The 20,108-nt window shown below is 46.0% G+C and carries 16 protein-coding genes and 1 pseudogene; 8 read left to right on the top strand and 9 right to left on the bottom strand.

Annotated elements, in window-relative coordinates; genetic code table 11:
• Nucleotides 1–2: 2 nt before the first annotated feature.
• Nucleotides 3–1,172 (bottom strand): GGDEF domain-containing protein, encoded by a 1,170-nt coding sequence (locus L5M17_RS12530; RefSeq protein ID WP_263147837.1) that lies wholly within the window; start codon nucleotides 1,170–1,172, stop codon nucleotides 3–5.
• A 259-nt stretch (nucleotides 1,173–1,431) separates the two neighbouring features.
• On the opposite strand from L5M17_RS12530, the gene L5M17_RS12525 reads away from it, so the two are divergent.
• A complete protein-coding gene (locus L5M17_RS12525) occupies nucleotides 1,432–1,599 on the top strand; it encodes a YqaE/Pmp3 family membrane protein (RefSeq protein WP_006079767.1) in 168 nt (55 codons plus the stop codon).
• 72 nt (nucleotides 1,600–1,671) lie between these two features.
• On the opposite strand, the gene L5M17_RS12520 is transcribed toward L5M17_RS12525, so the two are convergent.
• Nucleotides 1,672–3,849, bottom strand: a complete 2,178-nt coding sequence (locus L5M17_RS12520) for a TonB-dependent receptor (RefSeq protein ID WP_168826443.1) — start codon at nucleotides 3,847–3,849, stop codon at nucleotides 1,672–1,674.
• Nucleotides 3,850–4,273: 424 nt separating this feature from the next.
• Between L5M17_RS12520 and L5M17_RS12515 the strand changes: the two genes are divergently transcribed.
• The gene (locus L5M17_RS12515; RefSeq protein WP_113941341.1) at nucleotides 4,274–4,465 is read left to right on the top strand and encodes a DUF2986 domain-containing protein; all 192 of its coding nucleotides are present in this window, start codon (nucleotides 4,274–4,276) and stop codon (nucleotides 4,463–4,465) included.
• Between the two features lie 19 nt (nucleotides 4,466–4,484).
• Here the strand turns inward: L5M17_RS12515 and L5M17_RS12510 are convergent.
• The 4 genes and pseudogenes from L5M17_RS12510 to L5M17_RS12495 all read right to left on the bottom strand — a co-directional run bounded on the left by L5M17_RS12510 (nucleotide 4,485) and on the right by L5M17_RS12495 (nucleotide 7,835).
• Nucleotides 4,485–4,995: pseudogene (locus tag L5M17_RS12510) on the bottom strand (M23 family metallopeptidase).
• A gap of 37 nt (nucleotides 4,996–5,032) precedes the next feature.
• On the bottom strand, nucleotides 5,033–5,623 hold the full coding sequence (locus L5M17_RS12505; protein ID WP_263147834.1) for a hypothetical protein: 591 nt from the start codon (nucleotides 5,621–5,623) through the stop codon (nucleotides 5,033–5,035).
• Nucleotides 5,624–5,635: 12 nt separating this feature from the next.
• On the bottom strand, nucleotides 5,636–6,256 hold the full coding sequence (locus L5M17_RS12500) for a CHAP domain-containing protein (protein WP_263207382.1): 621 nt from the start codon (nucleotides 6,254–6,256) through the stop codon (nucleotides 5,636–5,638).
• 235 nt (nucleotides 6,257–6,491) lie between these two features.
• Nucleotides 6,492–7,835, bottom strand: coding sequence for an anaerobic C4-dicarboxylate transporter (locus L5M17_RS12495; RefSeq protein WP_105251110.1), 1,344 nt, complete (start codon nucleotides 7,833–7,835; stop codon nucleotides 6,492–6,494).
• Between the two features lie 264 nt (nucleotides 7,836–8,099).
• Between L5M17_RS12495 and L5M17_RS12490 the strand changes: the two genes are divergently transcribed.
• On the top strand, nucleotides 8,100–9,278 hold the full coding sequence (locus tag L5M17_RS12490; protein WP_105251111.1) for a PrnB family protein: 1,179 nt from the start codon (nucleotides 8,100–8,102) through the stop codon (nucleotides 9,276–9,278).
• A gap of 4 nt (nucleotides 9,279–9,282) precedes the next feature.
• A complete protein-coding gene (locus L5M17_RS12485; RefSeq protein WP_263147828.1) occupies nucleotides 9,283–10,404 on the top strand; it encodes an aminotransferase class V-fold PLP-dependent enzyme in 1,122 nt (373 codons plus the stop codon).
• Nucleotides 10,405–10,569: 165 nt separating this feature from the next.
• Here L5M17_RS12485 and L5M17_RS12480 read toward each other — a convergent pair whose 3' ends face one another.
• Nucleotides 10,570–10,827 (bottom strand): YceK/YidQ family lipoprotein, encoded by a 258-nt coding sequence (locus tag L5M17_RS12480; protein WP_251068942.1) that lies wholly within the window; start codon nucleotides 10,825–10,827, stop codon nucleotides 10,570–10,572.
• 558 nt (nucleotides 10,828–11,385) lie between these two features.
• Between L5M17_RS12480 and L5M17_RS12475 the strand changes: the two genes are divergently transcribed.
• The 3 genes from L5M17_RS12475 to L5M17_RS12465 all read left to right on the top strand — a co-directional run bounded on the left by L5M17_RS12475 (nucleotide 11,386) and on the right by L5M17_RS12465 (nucleotide 14,357).
• The gene (locus tag L5M17_RS12475) at nucleotides 11,386–12,246 is read left to right on the top strand and encodes a hypothetical protein (protein WP_263147825.1); all 861 of its coding nucleotides are present in this window, start codon (nucleotides 11,386–11,388) and stop codon (nucleotides 12,244–12,246) included.
• 183 nt (nucleotides 12,247–12,429) lie between these two features.
• Nucleotides 12,430–13,302 carry a hypothetical protein gene (locus tag L5M17_RS12470; protein ID WP_263147822.1) on the top strand — a complete coding sequence of 291 codons (873 nt, stop codon included), beginning with the start codon at nucleotides 12,430–12,432 and terminating at the stop codon, nucleotides 13,300–13,302.
• Nucleotides 13,303–13,484: 182 nt separating this feature from the next.
• Nucleotides 13,485–14,357, top strand: coding sequence for a hypothetical protein (locus L5M17_RS12465; protein ID WP_263147820.1), 873 nt, complete (start codon nucleotides 13,485–13,487; stop codon nucleotides 14,355–14,357).
• 326 nt (nucleotides 14,358–14,683) lie between these two features.
• Here L5M17_RS12465 and glnA read toward each other — a convergent pair whose 3' ends face one another.
• Nucleotides 14,684–16,093 carry a glutamate--ammonia ligase gene (gene glnA / locus L5M17_RS12460; protein ID WP_113941334.1) on the bottom strand — a complete coding sequence of 470 codons (1,410 nt, stop codon included), beginning with the start codon at nucleotides 16,091–16,093 and terminating at the stop codon, nucleotides 14,684–14,686.
• 1,010 nt (nucleotides 16,094–17,103) lie between these two features.
• Here glnA and typA point away from each other — a divergent pair.
• The gene (typA, locus tag L5M17_RS12455; protein WP_105251119.1) at nucleotides 17,104–18,915 is read left to right on the top strand and encodes a translational GTPase TypA; all 1,812 of its coding nucleotides are present in this window, start codon (nucleotides 17,104–17,106) and stop codon (nucleotides 18,913–18,915) included.
• A 112-nt stretch (nucleotides 18,916–19,027) separates the two neighbouring features.
• Here the strand turns inward: typA and L5M17_RS12450 are convergent, their stop codons facing one another.
• Entirely contained in the window at nucleotides 19,028–20,053 is a 1,026-nt protein-coding gene (locus tag L5M17_RS12450; protein WP_263147818.1) for a GGDEF domain-containing protein, read from the bottom strand.
• Nucleotides 20,054–20,108 lie beyond the last annotated feature (55 nt).

The raw sequence follows: 20,108 nt of genomic DNA, 5'->3' as shown, positions 1-20,108 counted from the left end.
GCCTAGCAAGCTTGGCAAATACGGTCTCGGCCTTCAGATTTTGCGCGGTACATAGCTTGGTCTGCTTGAATGAGTAGTTTGTCAGGTTGGCATCCTTGATAGATAGTGGCGTAACCTAAACTGGCATGGATTTTAATCATAACACCTTGCCAGATAAATGAATTGTCCTTAAGTACTTGATGCAATTTCTCGGCGACGACTCTGGCCGCGGGTGCATCAGTCGCGGGTAAAATCACCAGAAACTCCTCTCCACCGTGACGACATAGGGCGTCATTTTCTCGCAATACTGATCCAAACAGTCTCGCCGCCGTCAGCAGGGCGAGATCGCCCGCATCGTGCCCGTATTGATCGTTGATATCTTTAAAATGATCAAGATCCAATAAAATCATACTGTAAGGTACTTTATCCCGCAGCCAGCGTTGATGGATATTGTTTAAAAACTTATGCATAGCACGGCGATTCCACAGGCCTGTGAGTTGGTCCCGCTCCGCTAACATGCGGATTTTACTGACAAGCCGCGTCATGGCATTACCTATCATCACGATATTGATTAATAGGGCCAGAAAGACATAGAACCAAAGCACAGGTATGGCTTCTTGCGTGTGCATGGCGATAAACATCGGACTTTCTTCGGGAGAGAGTAAGGCGATAAAGATACGAATGATAAAAATACCCACCATGGCGACTAAGGGCATGACCATAGCGATGGCAACTCGATTTCCCGTATCGCGTTTGATGGCAAGATAGTTATCTCGAGTTAACATGGCGAAAATGAGCGCGGCGCAGGCTGAGAATGCGATGGCCAAAATGCGCTCGGAGCTGAAATTAGGTGGAACCAAAAGCATCACACCAGCGGTGAGTGCCAAGAGAATAAGGTCCGATTTAACGCTGGAACTCAGTCTGAAGAGTGCCTTCGTTCCCCAACGCGCTAGAATGAAGCCAAATAAAATCGCCATATCCGAGCAGAACCAAAAAAAGTAACTGGAGGCTTCGGTGCGTTGGCTGTTGAGTATGATGCCAAGGAGGACGAACAAGTTCGCCAGAGAAAAGCGCATACTGGCTTGAGTGGCAATTTTTAAAGGTTGTGCAATGAGTCCCCATGCGACGGCAGCCGTGCTAGTAAGCAGGCAAATAAACTTGATGAGTAATAAGGCTTGGGGATCAAATATCATTCTTTTACTTCATATTTTTCTTTAACTATAGATGCTTTTAGGGATTTTCGGTTGGAGTTTACTGGATATCTTAGTCTACTCTGGACAGATAATGGGTTGAATATCCTTTTTCATTTTAGGGAATGGTAAGGGCCTTCATTTAGGCTGTGGCTGGGATTATTTACGCCTTGCAAACTAAAAGGTTTGCAAATTCTGAGTCTTCCTGCGAAGTTAGATCTTGTTGATTTGCCTACAATCTCCGTTTTGAGGATGTTCTGTTATGGATACAAATAAACTACTTTTAGTCATTATTGCGATTTTATTGCCCCCAGTTGCTGTATTTTTGAAGGCGGGAGCGGGTAAAGATCTGCTAATAAACATAGTGTTATGTTTACTGTTCTGGTTCCCTGGTTTATTACACGCACTCTGGGTCGTGACCAAGGCATAATTTGCTTTCTTCCACACAATAAAAAAGCGCAATGTAATTGCGCTTTTTTATGTTTCAAAATGGGTCTTTCACTTAGAAAGGCAAGGTGTAGCCTATTGTTGCAGTACGCCCCATCCCTTTGAAATAACGATCATTTGTACCCATGGTTTGTGAGTAATAATTGAAATAATCCTTATTAAATAGATTTTGCAAACCTAGGCTCAGGGTGCCAGTGTAAAGCGGCATTGAGAAGGAAGCATCGACTGTCGTGTAGCCATCAAACTCTGCATACTTGTTGCCCGCCGCGTTTTTAAAATCGCGGTCCATGTAGTAATTGGCTTGAACGCGGGTCGACATTTCATTATCGAAGCTATGGGTCCAGAACAGGTTGATACGGTTTGGTGAAATATTTGCACCATCGAGATCGGTATCGACTTGGCTATCACCATTTGAATCGTATTCGCCCTGCTGGAAGGCGATATTCATGCCGAGATCATCATTGCTGGTAATGTAGGCGGTGACATTGGCTTCAATACCATCGATCACACTCTTTTCGCGCTTCACGTCGTAGAAACCATCACTATTTAAGGCCAAACGTGAACCAAAATCAGTGGCGGAACGATAGTAAGCTAGCTTAGCGCTTAAGTATTTACCTTGGTAATCGGCGCCGACTTCAACGTTATCTGTGACTATCGGCGTGAGTGCCAGTGAGCCATCTATGCTGGGATTGTCGCCGGGGAAGCTTTTACCATCACGCAGAATTCGGCCGATATCCGGCATGCCAAAACCTTGGTTATAGCTGGTATAAACACGAATGTCAGGAGTGATTTTATAAGAGATACCGACGTTAAATAAGGTTTCATCGAAGGTGGCTGAACCGCCCGCAATTTGCTTATTGCCTGCACCCCATAGGGTTTTGTAGTCATCTACACTTAACTCGGCATGTTCGTAACGAACACCAGTCGATAAGGTTAAATTTTCAATTAAGTCATAATCTAACTGCAAGTATGGCGCAACGTTGTCATAGGTACTTTCGGGAACCCATGAAAAGCCTGTTTTTACTAAATCTTGCTCAGTGGTGTCGCGGAAAAGGTCGACACCGTAGGCCGCATCAATTCCTGAACCTGCAATATCCTTAGCGATTAAGGCGCTTTTTAAACCCCATTTAACCGAAGAGTTACGCGATTGCTCGTAGTACAAGCTTTCACCTTTACTGCCGACACCGCATTGGATGACTTGGTCGCTGCCTTCGAAGGATGGATCGTAGAAGCTATCGAAACAGCCGCCACCATAAACCGCTTTAAAATCTTGATTAAAGAGTTGCAGGCTAAGTTGCTGGCCACCAATGTTGGCGTGGGTGTAAGTCAAACTTGTGGTGGTCACTTGGTTGTTGGCGGCTTCCCATGGCTGAGTTTCTTTAACTGCACCTGTGGGTACACCATTGGGCTTGTCACCTGCAACGGGCATCCAATCGCCATTGTTGTCTGCATTGTAATGGTTAACCATTAATTCAAGGCGTGACTCATCGAAGTTATGGCCAAGCTTGATGAAGAAGTCTTTGCTTTGACTGTCCATCGACTCGCCTTGAGTCGTGTCGACACCCACTACGTTATGATTGGCATCGTAATAGACGCCATTATTGCGGTAGCTAACCGAACCTATCATGTCGATAAATTCTGACTCGCCAGAAAACGCATAGCTAGCACCAAAGCTTAAGCCATTGGATTTCATTGAATCAGGCACTGTGACATCGAAACTAGCAACCTGTTCGCTGTCGCCTGTAGGCTTTTTAGTGATGTAGTTGATGATACCGCCCTGGGCACCGAGACCGTGCATGGCATTGGCGCCGTGAATGATTTCGATGCGCTCAATCATGGCAGGATCTATAGTTTGTCCCTCTCTACCACCACTGCGAAGTGGGTTCGATTGAGGCACGCCGTCGATCATAATCAATGGCGGACGACCACGCAGGGTTTCACCTGTGTTACTCATCTTCTGGCGGCTCGGTGAAAAGCTAGGCGCTAAGTTACCGATAATAGTCGATAAATCTTTAGTGGTGCGGAACTGTTCTTCTAATTGGGCGCGGTCGATGATAGTGACAGTATTGGGGATCGAGCTGGGGGATTTATCCATTCGACTCGCGGTGACAGTGATTTTTTCTATGTCTTTATTTTTGTTGTTTGGACTGTTGTCGGTGGCATCTTGGGCCGCAGCGGATTGGGTTAACGCTGCCAATACGGCTAAAGCAACAAACGAGGTTTTGAATGTCATATAACTTCCTGCTAAGGGCGAATGAGTTTGTTACACCGGCTCCCTTGGCATAGGTTAATATTCCATTAAATTGTATTACAAATGATAACGATTTTTATTATTCGCGATTTTAGGGGAGGAATTACAGCTTGTCTAGTCACGCCATACAGGAAATTGCATGATTTGACGACAGTATGAATAAATTGCGACACAGCACTCGGTATCGAGAGGTTTTACCGTAAAGGACATACATATAGTGCGAGTTCATGTCGGTAAGGCATTACCTTTTTTGGCATTTGTCTTTGATTTAGGAGACCTATGTTTTAGTCGCAGGTTTGATTATTTGATTGGATCACGCGTTTGCTTTAGTGCTTTCGATTGTCTGGCGCGTTGATGGAAGGCTATAATCGCGCCCCTTTATACCGTATCTCGCATTGGTACTCTGATGAACCGTAAAAAGAAGATTAATCAAACCTTGAAGAGCAAGGCAAAAAAGGCCAATGCCAAACTGCAATCTAGCAATAAACCTAAATATATTGCGAAGGCAGAGAGAGAAGCATTAGCTGCGGCTGTTGAGCATGAGACCCCATCAAAAACCGCAGAACCTCAGCTTGATATTGCACTGCCAATAAGCTGATTAAAGTAAGTTGTTAAGCCTATAGTGCAGTTAAATACTCGATAGGGTTTTGATAAAAGGCCTTTTTATAACCTTGGGTTGAAGTATCCATCAGCCAAGGTTTAGGTAATAAGCTCAAAATGGAATAGTGCAAATGGGGCGGTTTACCTTGTATTGCCCGTATCGCCGACAGTGCCCAAAGTGTCACCTTGGTAGGCAATCAATCCTGTGGCTGATTCAATTTGTGCTAAATGGGCAAAGTAATGAATTTGCCATTTAGGACCTAAACCAACCACTACATTTCCTCCTTTGAAGAAGTCACCTCGATACAAGATCAGCATAGGCGTTGGCGCAATCACTGCGGTGTTTTTGGCGGCGAAAATATCTATCCCCTTGTGAACGCCCGATGGACCCCAAGGTTCATACCAAAAGGTTTGGCTGTTCCAATCTTTACTGCTGGCACCTTTTACTGGGATCGCGGGTGACTCAGGGATCAGATAACCACCAAGTAGCAGTAACGTCAGTGCTAATCCAACATATTTCAATTTCATTTTTTATCCTGCATTAAGTGTTTGCGTACCTTAAGTTTTAATGAAACTCGCTAAATTCCCGCCAACTTTCAGGATATTGCAAGTGCTCGGCTTCTGAGAGTGATAGCCAATAGGGGCGCCAAAAATAGCTGCACCAAAAGTCGATATTACCTTGAAGACTGCCGAGAGTATCGGGATCGATATTGGGAAAGCTTTCCCATGGATTGGGCGGGGCGGATTTGAATCTGATTAATGCTTCTAGCAAGGGTTTGTCATTGGTCACTAAGGTTATGCACACACCCGCAAAATCGTCATATTGGTTCAGTAATACGCAGGTCGCTTGGGTTGGGTGTTCGATAAAACCGTTAAAGTTGACCGTTTGCTCGGGCAATGTGTTAAAGCCTGCCTGGCTAAGTAAAGTGTTTAAGGCCTCTTTCCCTTGGTAAGTCAGCAAGCAATGCAATTGATAAGCAAAAATATCTTCTCTGTTCATAGGTACAACGAGTGGATAGGTTTGTATGATTGGCAAGCTGATATTGGGCATCTGGGTTTGATGAAAAACAGTGCGTAACTCAGTTTGTGGCCTAGATTGCTTGAGGCTATCACTATTACGCACAAGGCGTTGTTTAATCCAAGTTAATACTGACATTATTGTTATTTCTCAGTGAAGCTTACTGGGGAATGGCGTATTTGCGGATTCTGCTATCGGGGATGCTGTGATTTCCGGGGCCTGCCATCTTAACCAACCTTTTACTCGAGGCGCATCAATATACCAGAGGCCGTTTTGTTGAATTAATGCCAACCGTTCGCGTGATGGGCCAAAGGGGCCGGGATTTTGCTGGGCAATTTCAATACTGCTATCGGTAACTGAGGCAATGATTGCAACGTGACCGTAGGGGTTAAATATCCATGGAGAAAACACGAGTAGATCATCCTGCATAGGTTTGGTCTGACTCGCATTAGTGTATTGCCACATAGCGCGTTTTTCATTCCACATGCCATCGCTTAACTTGTTATCAAAAAAGTCTCTAGCATGGCCTAAAGCGTCAGGCATTTTATGCTGGTAGCGTTGGTAAAAGTAGCGCTTAACAAATTCAACACATTGATATTGAATACCTAAGTTATAACCATCTATAGATAGGTTGCGTCCTGAATAGGTATTAACTCCTCCGTTATAATAGATATTAACCCCGTTTAGAGTGTCGATGACTTCTCCTACTTGATGGTGGGAATTAAAGTTAATCCGAGTTATCAGACTGTAGGCACAGTATACGAGCCCCATCAGTATCGCGAAAAAAGCTAATAGAATGGATAAGCGTCTAATCATCTTTAGTACGGCAAGCTAAAAAGAGTTGTTGAGTAAGATACTTATCTCACTTTCGGGCTGCGTATTTTATGTTCTGAAGAATATGGGCGTCTAGGGTATGGGTTTTATATTGGCACAGGTTAATACTTTTGGGTGATCTAAGGTTATCTAAAATAAAGGCCGCATCAGCGGCCTTTGTTATTTGTGGCGGTTAGAGTAAAGCGGTTGCGAGTAGATAACCGACAGCCGATGCTGTCGCTACACCGATAAACCCTGGGATGATAAAGCTGTGGTTAATAATGAACTTACCTATTTTAGTCGTACCTGAACGGTCAAAGCCGATACAGGCCAGATCACTTGGATAGGTTGGTAGCACGAAATAACCGTAGCTTGCAGGGAGGAAGGCGATTAAGAGTTTTGGATCGACCCCTAAGGCGAGTCCCATAGGTGCGATTGCTGTGAGTGCTGCCGCTTGGCTATTAACAAGCTTAGAGATGAGAAACAGCACTAAGGCATAGGTCCAAGGCTGGCTTTGTACTACATGGGACAGGTTTTCCTGCAGTACATCCATATGGCTGATGAAGAAAGTATCACTCATCCACGCCACACCAAATACTGAGAAAATTGCCACCATGCCCGCTTTAAAAACGGGACCGTTAGAGATGTTAGTCGGTTTGACTTTACAGGTCATCAGGATAAATGCACCTGCAATTAACATCATCATCTGGATCACTAAGTTCATCGAGAGCAAGGTCGATTTACCTTTAACGTCAAAGGCGGGACGTAATTCACTAAATGAACCTAACAGTACCACAGCAGCGATAGCGGTGAAGAAAATCCCCGTTGCCCAGTAAGCTTCCTTCGGATATTTTTGATTTAACAGGGTTTCGCTCTTGTCATAGATAAAGGCTCTTTGGACTGGATCTTTAATGCGTTCTTGAAATTCTTCATCTTTATCTAAATCTTTACCACGACGCAGACTCCAAAGTGCAGCAGCCATGACACCGCAAAGCGATGCTGGCACTGACACCATTAAAATTTCGAGCAGATTGTAAGCGCGGCCTACACCCTGTTGTGATGCCAGAATCGACACCATAGACACCACAGCTACCGACACGGGCGAAGCACAAATCGCCATTTGTGAGGCGACAGAGGCCACCGCCATTGGGCGCTCTGGGCGAATATTTTTCTTCAGCGCGATATCGGAAATAATCGGGAACATGGTGTAAACCACATGGCCAGTACCGCAAAGGAAGGTCAGCGTCCACGTGGTCAGCGGCGCTAGAATCGTGATGTATTGTGGATGACGGCGCAGTAAGCGCTCGGCATACTGCATCATCACATCTAATCCACCCGCGGTTTGCAATACGGCTGCACAGCCAATGACTGCAAGTATGGTTAGCATAACTTGCACTGGCGGTTGTCCCGGCGCTAAACCGAAAACAAAAATCAGTAAAAATAAGCCAATACCGCTGATGAGGCCTAATCCCATGCCGCCGTAGCGGGTACCTAGCAGTAGGCAGCTAAGCACTACTATAAATTCCATTAAAATCATCCGATTTACCTCTGCGGAACTTACCGCTTAGCTATTAGTTGAGTGATGAGTGTCTTCAGGAACATTCTGCGGAGTAAAAGTGTTTGAAAAATTGCGCTGGCGCATGGTGTAAATAAAAAATGGCATTAGTTTTTTCGGAAATTTGACCTAACGCTAGAAACATGTGGCGATAAGTTGCATTCTGGTTACGAGTTTTACGGATTGGGCTAACGCTTTGAGCTCACTCCGTTTAAAAGAACGATAACAATACTCAAGGATAAGCCCGTGAAACCTGCCACCTTTAATACCGAAGCCTTTGATGATTGGATCCGCAGCCGCTTTGTGGAACTCAATTCCGAGCTAGAACAGCTTTACTACCAACAAACAGATCGGGCCAATGTGCTCGATATCGGCGCAGAAGCTAAGTTGGCGCTGGAGAGCGAAGGGCGAGAGTTGATTAAGACCTTGCTCGATGAGGGGAATACTGATGAAGGTTTCGACAGTGCCTTCGATTTACTCGGCAATGTGGGCTTGTATATGGCGGCCTGTCGGCGCCATGAAATTACCGAGCCCTCGCGGGAAACGACATCGCCATTAGCTGAGGCTTCTGCGCTCGCCATGCATATTGGCGCTTCAATAGGCGTCACGCCGCGCTTTGCCACCGCACATTTAACTACTCACAATCGTGCCCACAATGGCATTTATAAGCGCTTTACCGATCTGAGCGCCGAAAAGCTGTTTGTGGATTACAACACTAAGGGCATTTTGGCCTATAAACGCGCCGCCGATGCGCTATTGAAGATCCAGCCTTTGGGCATTTCCCATCCCATCAGTCACGATTTACTGCGAGTCGCTAAACAGGCATTACAAGATGTGATTGAGTCGAATACTCAATTATTCAATCGATTAGATACGGATCGTTTCTTTTACTGTGTTCGCCCTTACTACAAACCTTATCGGGTGGGCTCGGTCATTTATCGCGGCGCTAACGCCGGGGATTTTGCAGGAATTAATGTCATCGATTTAACGCTAGGTCTTTGTTTCGCCAATGAAGCTTCCTACTCGCAAATGCTGGTGGACAAGTTTTTGTACATGATGCCAGAGGATCAACAGATATTGCGTGAGTGCATGCGTCGGCCGAATTTGATGGATGACTTCCTGCAGGCAAAAGACTGCTCAACCCAAGATTGGTATCAAGAAAACTTGCGACTCTTTATCGAAGTCTGCGAATTACATGGCGAGACTGCGATTCAGCATCATAATGAGTTAGTAACTAAATATATTGCTGAGCCTTCGACAAGTATGGAGCAGCAGCATTTAGCTAAAGTTACCGCGAGTGGTCCGCCACTGCATGTGCTACTCGGCTCATTGGAGCGACTCAGAGACAGACGCGCCGCCGCTCAGCGCAGCGATATTCGGACTCGTTATTGTGATATTAAAAAACTAAAAGAGAGTTTGAGATAACACTATGTTTGAAGATTTTAAAAAGGACTTTTACCTAGCAGGTCCAGGATATCTATTAAACCATTCCGTTGGCCGGCCATTAAAATCGACCGAGCAGGTCTTTAAAGAAGCCTTTTTTGCGCCTTGGCAGGAGTCGGGGCGTGAACCTTGGGGCCAGTGGTTGGGTGTGATTGATGATTTTACCTTTGCTTTATCTAAGTTATTTAACGGCCACCAAAAGGATTTTTGCCCTCAGGTCAATCTTTCCAGTGCGCTGACTAAAATTGTCATGTCCCTCGACAGATTGAACCGCGAACACGCCGTTGTGTTAATGAGTGAGATTGATTTTCCCAGCATGGGTTTTGCCCTTAAAAAAGCGTTGCCTGCCAGTTGCGAAGTACGCTTTATTCCTAAAGGGCTCGATATCACCGACCCTAATGTGTGGGATGCGCATATCAGCCGCGATGTGGATCTGGTGTTTGTCAGCCATGCTTACTCGAATACGGGGCAGCAGGCGCCATTAGCCAATATTTTCACCATAGCCCGTGAGCGAGGCTGTTTGAGCTTAGTGGATGTAGCGCAATCGGCGGGGATTATTCCGCTGGATCTCGCGCGCCTACAACCCGATTTTTTAATCGGTTCGAGTGTGAAATGGCTCTGCGGTGGCCCTGGTGCTGCCTATCTGTGGGTTAATCCCGCCATATTGGATAGTTGTCAGCCTAAGGATGTGGGTTGGTTTAGCCACGAGAATCCGTTCGAATTTGATATCCATGATTTTCGTTACCAGCATTCCGCACTGCGCTTTTGGGGAGGGACACCATCAATCGCGCCTTATGCCATTGCCACCCATAGCATTCATTATCTTGCTGGTTTAGGTACTCCGTTGCTGCGTAAATACAATCAGCAATTGATTGATGCCGTGGCACAAGAGCTCGACCATGAGTTTGTGTCGCCGCGGGATACTGAAAAGCGCAGCGGCACGCTTATTCTGCAGTTTGGTAAACAGCAACATCAAATGATGACGGCATTGGCGAACGCGAATATTAGTGTCGACGCCCGCAGTATGGGGATCCGGATTTCTCCGCATATTTATAACAATATGTCCGATATCAAGTTGTTACTTGATGTGATTAAAGCAAATCGCTAACTTAAATGATTTAAAATGGCTTACTAGGCTAGGTTGTACTACGTAATTACAACTAACAAGGCACAACACTCATGGAGGCAAATCGCGACATGGTCGTTCCCGTATGTCGGCGTTAATTCACCGCCACACAGGCAACTTGAGGTTATTTATTGGGTGCGATCATGCTTAAATCTTGTAGTCATAGCGGCAGACCATGGGGCGTGGGGTGTGGAGCTTGGGATCGCTGGGCGTGATCGCTAAATCTGCAGGTAGCATAACAGTATCGATGATCAACGCACTGCTCATATCAACGAGTGTCAGCGGGATGGTAAAGAGCAGCAAGGGCGGGGCCGCCAACGCGGAGATAATCATACACTCCTCGCCATTATCAACAGCCGTTTGCACACTTGAGAAAGAATGACCCCAAGTTGAATCTTCTCCCATCCTCGACGTTATCGTTGCACATCCCGTGAGAGAACAGCACACGACCAACCAAGTCAACCAACGCATAACCACTCCATTGTTTATATGTGAAAAACTGTATTGCTTCGGTATGACCTACTCACTTGATCAACTGAGAGCGTTAGTGATGTGGAACCAGATCTGGTTTCATTTGACGCCAACCTGTTCTGTTTCAACAGCTTGGCATTCTAACTATATGATTATATCTGTCAATTATTCATCAACAGAAACGAGATACAGCCAACCTCAATAACCTAGTTGTTAACGGCGACTATTGTTTTGGATTGGTATTAATCATGGAGGTTTGTATGCCGTGCCCTCGCAGAACTCAGATGAGTTTTGAACATACTCTTTAAAATCAGTCTCCACTTCCCTCACTGGCCATCTAGCTACTTTTATTACTTTCCTTAAAACTGCTTCAGTAAATATTCGCTTGAGGGTAGGCCGAGAGCATATTATGTTGCTGATTTAAAATGGATGGCTGGATTTACTGCTTAGCGATGACCACGCTACAAGTAGAGTCTACCGAGAGGTAACAGGATGAACAATAAAGCAGCGGCGTCGACAGAGCAAGAGACGCAACCGTTGGACGACAGTCGGTATGAAGACCTGCCGCGCAGTGAGTACCTGCAATTACCCCAAGAGGAGCAAGACCGGCTCAATAAGCTACGTCAGCAGCGGGTGCGTGAGGCGCCCACCCTCTATGAGTGGGATATTAAGGTAGCGACCGTGTATGCCATGGGGTGGCTCGTTGTCATTATTCCCTGCGGGATAATGGTGCTGATTGGCTTGGTGGCGTACTGGTATGAGTCTGACCAATGGTATGGTTTTTTTTTCATGGCACTGATTTTTGCGCCATTTATCCGCTACCTCTGGTTGGCCGACAAACAGTACCATTATCGGCTCACCACCGAGGGGTTAGTTACCACCTATCATGATGCGATTCCAGATGCAGCCTACGCGGTAGTACGGGGGCTGGCTTGGTTTGGGGTGGTAGTTTGTATTGTCGGAGTGGCTTTTTTAGGCCCAGCAGCACTGATTGGTGCAGGCGGAATGGCTCTGGGGGCATTTTTCTTCACAGGTTTTAAAAATATAGAGACAACTTATGAGAGTCCTATAAAAAATGGGCATCGTCATTTGATTAAGGTAACGCGGAATCGTCCATTTATTGCCTGCCAATCGGATGTACGAACAATGGGCTTACGTGCAAGTATCCGTCTTCATTGCCCATTGGATAAGATGCACATTATCTTGTCATTGCTGATGACGCAGTTACCTGATTCTGAAATCCGTGTATTTAAAAATGAGCGCGTGTTAGATGACGTACCATTTGCGTCATTTGAGTCAGGCGAACCTGCCCAACTGTCAGATTTCGCCCCTGAGAATACCCATGCAGTCTAACGCTTTCTTGCGCGCCTGTTATTGGCGCGAGACTCGGTGTTCATCAGTGGCAGCTTTGCCACCAAGATGCTAACTGACTTTTTAGCGGCAAGGTCGTCAAGGGCGAGAAAACATTAAGTACGAGCTGTGTGGATAGGTTAACGATGACCGTGCAGTCCGTGGGTACAGCAAAGGAATAGCTATATGAATAAGAGAGCAGCGCCGCAGCAGTTGGCGTCGACAGAGCAAGAGACAAAACTGTTGGACGACAGTCGGTATGAAGACCTGCCGCGGAGTGAGTTCCTGCAATTACCCCAAGAGGAGCAAAGCCGGCTCAATAAGCTACGTCAGCAGCGGGTGCGTGAGGCGCCTACGCTTTATGAGTGGGATATTCGGGTGGCGACTGTGTATGGTATGGGGTGGATCATGGTCCTTATTCCGTGCGGGATTACGGCTCTAGTTGGGTTGGTGACATATTGGTATGGATTTGAACAATGGTATTATTTTCTCATCATAGTGATGATTTTTGGGCCATTTATGCGCTACCTCTGGTTGGCCGACAAACAGTACCATTATCGGCTCACCACCGAGGGGTTAGTTACCACCTATCATGACGCGATTCCGGATGCAGCCTACGCGGTAGTGCGGGGGCTGGCTTGGTTTGGGGTGGTGGTTTGTATTGTCGGGGTGGCCTTTTTAGGCCCAGCCGTCTTAGTCGGCGCGGGTGGTTTTGCCGTGATGGCATTTTTCTTCACAGGTTTTAAAAATGTAGAGACAACTTATGAGAGCCCTATAAAAAATGGGCATCGTCATTTGATTAAGGTAACGCGGAATCGTCCATTTATAGCCTGCCAATCGGATGTACGAACAATGGGCTTACGCGCAAGCATTCGTCTTCATTGCCCATTGGATAAGATGCACACTATCTTGTCATTACTGATGACGCAGTTACCTGATTCTGAAATCCGTGTATTTAAAAATGAGCGCGTGTTAGATGGCGTACCATTTGCGTCATTTGAGTCAGGCGAACCTGCCCAACTGTCAGATTTCGCCCCTGAGAATACCCATGCCGTCTAACGCTTTCTTTCGCGCCTGTTATTGGCGTGAGATTCGGTGTCATCAGTGGCAGCTTTGCCACCAAGATGCTAACAGGCCTTATAGCGGCAAGATCGTCAAGAGTGAGAAGACATTAAGTACGAGCTGTGTGGATAGGTTAACGATGACCGTGCAGTCCGTGGGCACAGCAAAGGAATAGCTATATGAATAAGAGAGCAGCGCCGCTGCAGTTGGCGTCGACAGAGCAAGAGACAAAACTGTTGGACGACAGTCGGTATGAAGACCTGCCGCGCACTGAGTACCTGCAATTACCCCAAGAGGAGCAAAGCCGGCTCAATAAGCTACGTCAGCAGCGGGTGCGTGAGGCGCCCACGCTTTATGAGTGGGATATTCGGGTGGCGACTGTCTATGGTCTATTTTGGTTAACCTTCCTGATCCCGTGTGGTTGCTTAGCACTTATAGGGTGCTATTTGCTATCTGGCGATACTAGCTTGGGTATAGGGTTAATCATCATGGCTTTAATTATGTGCTTATCTGCTCGTTACCTCTGGTTTGCAGACAAACAGTACCATTATCGGCTCACCACCGAGGGGTTAGTTACCACCTATCATGATGCTATTCCGGATGCAGCCTATGCGGTAGTGCGGGGGCTGGCTTGGTTTGGGGTGGTGGTTTGTATTGTCGGGGTGGCCTTTTTAGGCCCAGCAGCGCTGGTTGGTGTAGGTGGAATGGCTCTGGGGGCATTTTTCTTTACTGGTTTTAAAAATGTAGAGACAACTTACGAGAGTCCTATAAAAAATGGGCATCGCCATTTGATTAAGATAACGCGGAATCGTCCATTTATTGCCTGCCAATCGGATGTACGAACAATGGGCTTACGTGCAAGTATTCGTCTTCATTGCCCATTGGATAAGATGCACATTATCTTGTCATTACTGATGACGCAGTTACCTGATTCTGAAATCCGTGTATTTAAAAATGAGCGCGTGTTAGATGGCGTACCATTTGCGTCATTTGAGTCAGGCGAACCTGCCCAACTGGTAGATTTTGCCCCTGAGAATACCCAGCCTAGTTGAATAAAGCATGGACACTTAACAATAATGGCGCGGTAGTTAACTTCCGACTATATAGGTGGTTTTTCTGCTGCATCCATGTTTAGTTTAGATCGGTTTTTAACCATCTATCTCTATTGTTGCTGTTGTCGCGGTGTCTGGCGTGCCTTCTCTGAATGATAAAAGAGTGGTTGGCGATGATGCCTATTTAGAGAACAACGCGATGATTGAATCAGAATAAAAGTTGTATATACCTTCAAAATACAAAAAGCCCCGATAGCGTTGCTATCGAGGCTTTTATATTTTCTGTATAAATTACATAAAGCGAGCCGGTTGTATAGCGATAGCCATTACAGGCTGTAGTACATTTCAAACTCAAGTGGGTGAGTTGTACGTGCTACGCGCTCAGCTTCTGCTGTTTTCAGTACGATATAAGATTGGATGAAATCTTCACTGAACACGCCGCCTTTAGTCAGGAACTCATGGTCAGCTTGCAGATTTTCAAGGGCGTTTTCTAATGATGTTGCCACTTGTGGGATTTCAGCCGCTTCTTCTGGAGGCAGATCGTACAGATCTTTGTCCATCGCTTCACCTGGGTGGATCTTGTTTTGGATACCGTCAAGACCCGCCATCAGCAGCGCTGCGAAACCTAAGTATGGGTTTGCATGTGGGTCAGGGAAACGTGCTTCGATACGACGGCCTTTAGGGCTTGGTACCACTGGAATACGGATTGATGCAGAGCGGTTACGGGCAGAGTAGGCCAACATAACAGGTGCTTCAAAGTGTGGCACTAAACGCTTGTAAGAGTTAGTGCTTGGGTTAGTGAAAGCGTTCAGTGCGCGAGCGTGCTTGATGATACCACCTATGTAGTACAGAGCCGTTTCACTTAAACCTGCGTATTTGTCGCCAGCGAACAAGTTAACACCGTCTTTCGCCAGAGATTGGTGAACGTGCATGCCGCTACCGTTGTCACCAACGATGGGTTTAGGCATGAAAGTCGCAGTCTTACCGTAAGCGTGTGCCATGTTGTGCACTACGTACTTCAGAATTTGGATTTCATCCGCTTTCTTAGTCAAGGTGTTGAAGCGAGTGGCGATTTCGTTTTGACCTGCAGTCGCCACTTCGTGGTGATGCGCTTCAACCACTTGGCCCATTTCTTCGAGCACTAAACACATAGCGCTACGTAGGTCTTGTGATGAGTCAACCGGTGCAACTGGGAAGTAACCGCCTTTAACAAATGGACGGTGACCTGTGTTGCCGCCTTCGTAGCTAGTGCCTGAGTTCCAAGCCGCTTCTTTAGCGTCGATCTTAACGAAACAACCTGACATGTCAGTACCGAAACGGACATCGTCAAATAGGAAGAATTCTGGTTCTGGTCCAATCAATACAGTATCAGCGATACCAGTAGAGATCAGGTAAGCTTCTGCTTTTTTAGCAATTGAGCGTGGGTCACGGTCGTAACCTGTCATAGTACCGGGTTCAAGAATGTCACAACGGATCAGCGCTGTGGTTTCTTCGGTGAAAGGATCCAGTACAAATGTCGTTGGATCTGGCATCAGTACCATGTCTGATTCGTTAATGCCCTTCCAACCTGCGATAGAAGAACCGTCAAACATTTTGCCGTCTTCGAAGAAATCAGCATCTACCTGATGAGAAGGAATAGATACGTGCTGCTCTTTACCTTTAGTGTCGGTAAAACGTAAATCAACGAACTTAACTTCTAATTCTTCAAGTTGCTTTAAAACTGATTCAACTGACATTCTCAAGCCTCCGGTAGGGTAAAGGGATGCCCCTTTTATAATCTTTTAACTCAAGTGATTTATCTTGAGCCAAACTTACGAGCTATAAAGCGATATCCATGCCAATAATTTAACTTACTGATTAACATGGTTTAAAATCTTTGTTGCACTTAATTGGATTCGCGTGCGCACCATAATGGTGCCTTTGTCTGTGGCATTTTGGTGCATTACTCCATTTTGGTGCGCACTGAAGTGATTCATGCAAACCTTAAGCTGGGATGCACAGCGATAACATGCACCGCTTATATGGCAATGAGATGGCAATGACACTTTGGCTTTCACTATCTCAGTAAGTACTGCCTCTGTGAAGCTCACACATACTTTCAGCGCCGATCGGGACTATTTACCACCGCATAACCGCCGCATAATTGTCATAAAACCACGCTAGTCTGTCCAACTATGCCACGTATTATCAATCCAATAGTGGTTTATTATCATATTATTAGGAAAGAGTTCGTTCTCATGTGCGAAATGTCTTTGCTGTTCACAGACCTAGTGAAATCAGTGATGCGTAAAAAGGTATCCCGTGACAATGAAGTGAGTCTTAATGTCATCGGGTGTAAACGCCAACATGAACGTTAGATTAAGTGTGTAGCAGAATTTATTGCAGTGTGTTCACGTGGTAATTTCTCTGTGTCTAAGTCGATTTTGCTGATGCTTAAATCGACATTAGCAGTGCTAACATTGAATACGAAAAATAGCAAATTCAGCTGCTTAACTCAGATTTTTCCTACGAATATGGCAATTAAACAGAGCGTTAACTCTGGCTATAGAGGATTTCATTCAGTGGATGATTGGCGGAAATTACCCAAGGATTGGCGAATTGTTTTATAAGTGTTCAAAAATAATCCTGTGCGCCAAGGCCGCTCTGGAGTAGAATGGCACGCTTTTTATTGTGGTAGATCGAGCTCGATCACCATAACGAATTACTGAAATATCCCTATTTTTGTTTGATGGTAAGAGGTTTATCCGTGCTAGAGAATTTACGTAACATCGCCATTATTGCACACGTTGACCATGGCAAAACGACCCTGGTAGACAAGTTGCTGTCACAGTCAGGCACCCTTGCAACCCGAGGAGAAGCCACTGAGCGGGTGATGGACTCCAACGATCTTGAAAAGGAACGTGGGATCACGATTCTGGCAAAGAATACTGCCATCAAGTGGAACGACTACCGTATTAACATCGTTGATACCCCAGGCCACGCCGATTTCGGTGGTGAGGTTGAGCGTGTTCTGTCTATGGTTGACTCAGTATTATTGCTGGTTGATGCCGTTGACGGTCCAATGCCACAAACTCGCTTCGTAACGAAGAAAGCGTTTGCTCAAGGCTTAAAGCCAATCGTTGTTATCAACAAAATTGACCGTCCAGGTGCACGCCCAGATTGGGTTATTGACCAAGTATTCGACCTGTTCGATAACTTAGGTGCAACTGACGAGCAGTTAGATTTCCCGATCGTTTACGCTTCTGCGTTAAACGGTTTTGCAACTTTAGATCCGGATGTAGCGAGCGATGATATGACGCCGCTGTTCCAAACTATCGTTGAAAAAGTATCTTTCCCAGATGCTGACGCCGAAGGCGCGTTCCAGATGCAAATTTCGCAAATCGACTACAACTCATACGTGGGTGTTATCGGTATCGGCCGCATCAAGCGTGGTAGCGTGAAAACGAACCAACAAGTGACTATTATTGGCGCTGATGGCAAAACTCGTAACGGTAAAATGGGCCAAGTATTAGGTTACATGGGTCTAGACCGTACTGAAGTTGAAATTGCTAACGCTGGCGACATCGTTGCTATCACTGGTTTAGGCGAGCTGAAAATTTCTGACACTATCTGTGCCGTTGGTGCAGTAGAAGCTATGCCACCTTTGACTGTTGATGAACCTACTCTGACCATGACTTTCCAAGTTAATACTTCACCTTTTGCAGGTAAAGAAGGTAAGTATGTGACTTCACGTAACATTCTGGAGCGTCTGCAAACAGAATTAGTCCACAACGTGGCACTGCGTGTTGAAGAAACAGAAAGTCCAGATCGCTTCCGTGTATCTGGTCGTGGTGAATTGCATTTATCAATCTTGATTGAAAACATGCGTCGTGAAGGTTACGAGTTAGCCGTATCACGTCCAGAAGTTATTCTGAAAACTATCGACGGTGAACTGTGTGAACCATTTGAAACCTTGACTGTTGACGTTGAAGAAGAAGATCAAGGCACAGTAATCGAGAAGTTAGGTACCCGTAAAGCTGAAATGAAAGACATGCAGCTTGATGGTAAAGGTCGTGTCCGTATCGACTTCATCATCCCAAGCCGTGGTTTAATCGGTTTCCAAACTGAGTTTATGACTGCGACTTCTGGTACTGGTCTAATTTATCACTCATTCGACCATTACGGTCCACATAAAGGTGGCGATATCGGTCAACGCGCTAACGGCGTATTGATCTCTAACGCAACGGGTAAGGCTCTGACCTTCGCACTGTTCGGTCTGCAAGATCGCGGTCGTCTCTTTATCGGCCACGCCGCTGAAGTATACGAAGGCCAAGTGGTTGGTATTCACGCTCGCTCAAACGATCTGACTGTTAACTGTTTGAAAGGTAAGCAGCTGACCAACATGCGTGCTTCTGGTACTGACGAAGCCCAAGTGCTGACTACGCCAATCACAATGACACTTGAGCAAGCGCTTGAGTTCATCGATGATGATGAATTAGTTGAAGTAACGCCTAAGAACATTCGTGTTCGTAAGAGACACTTGACTGAAAACGATCGTAAGCGCTTTAACCGCGGTTAATGCCAGCCTGTTAACTCAGGTGACACGCCCTTAAGGTGAGCCAATCGGTTTAAAAAGCCCTGCATAGGAAACTGTGCAGGGCTTTTTGTTGGGATAAATTGAGTAATGGGTATTAGTCATCCTCATCCATCACCCGTATGCAATTGCGGCCAGCGGATTTTGCGCGGTAGAGGGCGGCGTCCGCTTGGCGAACGAGTTCTAGAGCATTTTGTTTGTTAGAGGGTTGCAGATAGGCGACGCCTGCGCTCACTGTTACAATCCCAAGGTCGGTATTTGCATGCGGAATGGCAATGGCTTGGATCAACTGATGTATATGCTGCGCTGTCTCAAGTACGGTTTGATTATCGACATTCGGTAATAGAATGACAAATTCTTCGCCGCCGTAGCGAGCGACTAATTCGCCCGCTCTGCGACCGGACTGGGATAGTGTACTCGCTAATTGTTTAAGGCAATCATCTCCGGCGAGGTGGCCATAGTGATCGTTAAATTGTTTAAAGTGGTCAATATCGAGCATGATGAGGGCCAGTGAGGAATTACTCCTTTGTCCTCGACTCCACTCTGTTTGTAACATCATGTCAAATAGGCGGCGATTGCCTATATTGGTTAAACCGTCGGTATTGCTGAGTATTTCAAGTTGCCTATTGGCTTCTGCCAGTTCACTGGTTCGAGCTGTGATCATGGATTCAAGTTCGACGTTACGTTCCTCTAATCGCGCGATCGGGTAAATTTCCCCTTTGTGGGCTAAGCCGTAGGGGATGGATATGCCACTGTGGACAATCATCCAGTCGTTGTTTTCTCGGTGAAATATCAACACTAGCCGTGCTGTCTCGCGGGAAAGCATAGGATTAGGGATAGGTAAGTGGATATGGAAAAAGGCAGTCACAACCACGAGGTTGTCGGCAAGATCTTGTAAAGAAAGATCTAACATTTCGATGTGGATTCGCTCAGGCACTTGTGCAAAGTCTTGACGAGTGATTCGCACCCATTCTTCCCTGCTGGTGACAAGCTGGTCACTGCTCCCTGCATAGCCGCTAAAGTTATCACTAAAGCGACGAGTTAGCCTGTCATCACGGGAGGCATACATCTCAATATATTCGTCAAATAACGAATGGATCAATTGCTGTCGGTCGGGTCGCATAGGTTAGCTCCGTTGGGGAACATAAAACCATTTTCCTAATATCCGTATAGGAATA

Source organism: Shewanella sp. SW24, from assembly GCF_025653395.1.
GTDB lineage: Bacteria > Pseudomonadota > Gammaproteobacteria > Enterobacterales > Shewanellaceae > Shewanella > Shewanella oncorhynchi.
The sequence above is the reverse complement of the archived record's forward strand: the minus strand, read 5'-3'. Positions and strand labels throughout refer to the sequence as shown.

Bases quoted from the DNA above. Each gene is read 5' to 3' on its own strand.
- L5M17_RS12525 (WP_006079767.1), top strand. From the start codon at position 1,432: ATGGATACAAATAAACTACTTTTAGTCATTATTGCGATTTTATTGCCC.
- L5M17_RS12485 (WP_263147828.1), top strand. From the start codon at position 9,283: ATGTTTGAAGATTTTAAAAAGGACTTTTACCTAGCAGGTCCAGGATAT.
- L5M17_RS12520 (WP_168826443.1), bottom strand. From the start codon at position 3,849: ATGACATTCAAAACCTCGTTTGTTGCTTTAGCCGTATTGGCAGCGTTA.
- L5M17_RS12470 (WP_263147822.1), top strand. From the start codon at position 12,430: ATGAATAAGAGAGCAGCGCCGCAGCAGTTGGCGTCGACAGAGCAAGAG.
- L5M17_RS12495 (WP_105251110.1), bottom strand. From the start codon at position 7,835: ATGATTTTAATGGAATTTATAGTAGTGCTTAGCTGCCTACTGCTAGGT.
- L5M17_RS12475 (WP_263147825.1), top strand. From the start codon at position 11,386: ATGAACAATAAAGCAGCGGCGTCGACAGAGCAAGAGACGCAACCGTTG.
- L5M17_RS12530 (WP_263147837.1), bottom strand. From the start codon at position 1,172: ATGATATTTGATCCCCAAGCCTTATTACTCATCAAGTTTATTTGCCTG.
- L5M17_RS12500 (WP_263207382.1), bottom strand. From the start codon at position 6,256: ATGGGGCTCGTATACTGTGCCTACAGTCTGATAACTCGGATTAACTTT.
- L5M17_RS12505 (WP_263147834.1), bottom strand. From the start codon at position 5,623: ATGTCAGTATTAACTTGGATTAAACAACGCCTTGTGCGTAATAGTGAT.
- L5M17_RS12465 (WP_263147820.1), top strand. From the start codon at position 13,485: ATGAATAAGAGAGCAGCGCCGCTGCAGTTGGCGTCGACAGAGCAAGAG.
- L5M17_RS12450 (WP_263147818.1), bottom strand. From the start codon at position 20,053: ATGCGACCCGACCGACAGCAATTGATCCATTCGTTATTTGACGAATAT.
- L5M17_RS12515 (WP_113941341.1), top strand. From the start codon at position 4,274: ATGAACCGTAAAAAGAAGATTAATCAAACCTTGAAGAGCAAGGCAAAA.
- glnA (WP_113941334.1), bottom strand. From the start codon at position 16,093: ATGTCAGTTGAATCAGTTTTAAAGCAACTTGAAGAATTAGAAGTTAAG.
- L5M17_RS12480 (WP_251068942.1), bottom strand. From the start codon at position 10,827: ATGGGAGAAGATTCAACTTGGGGTCATTCTTTCTCAAGTGTGCAAACG.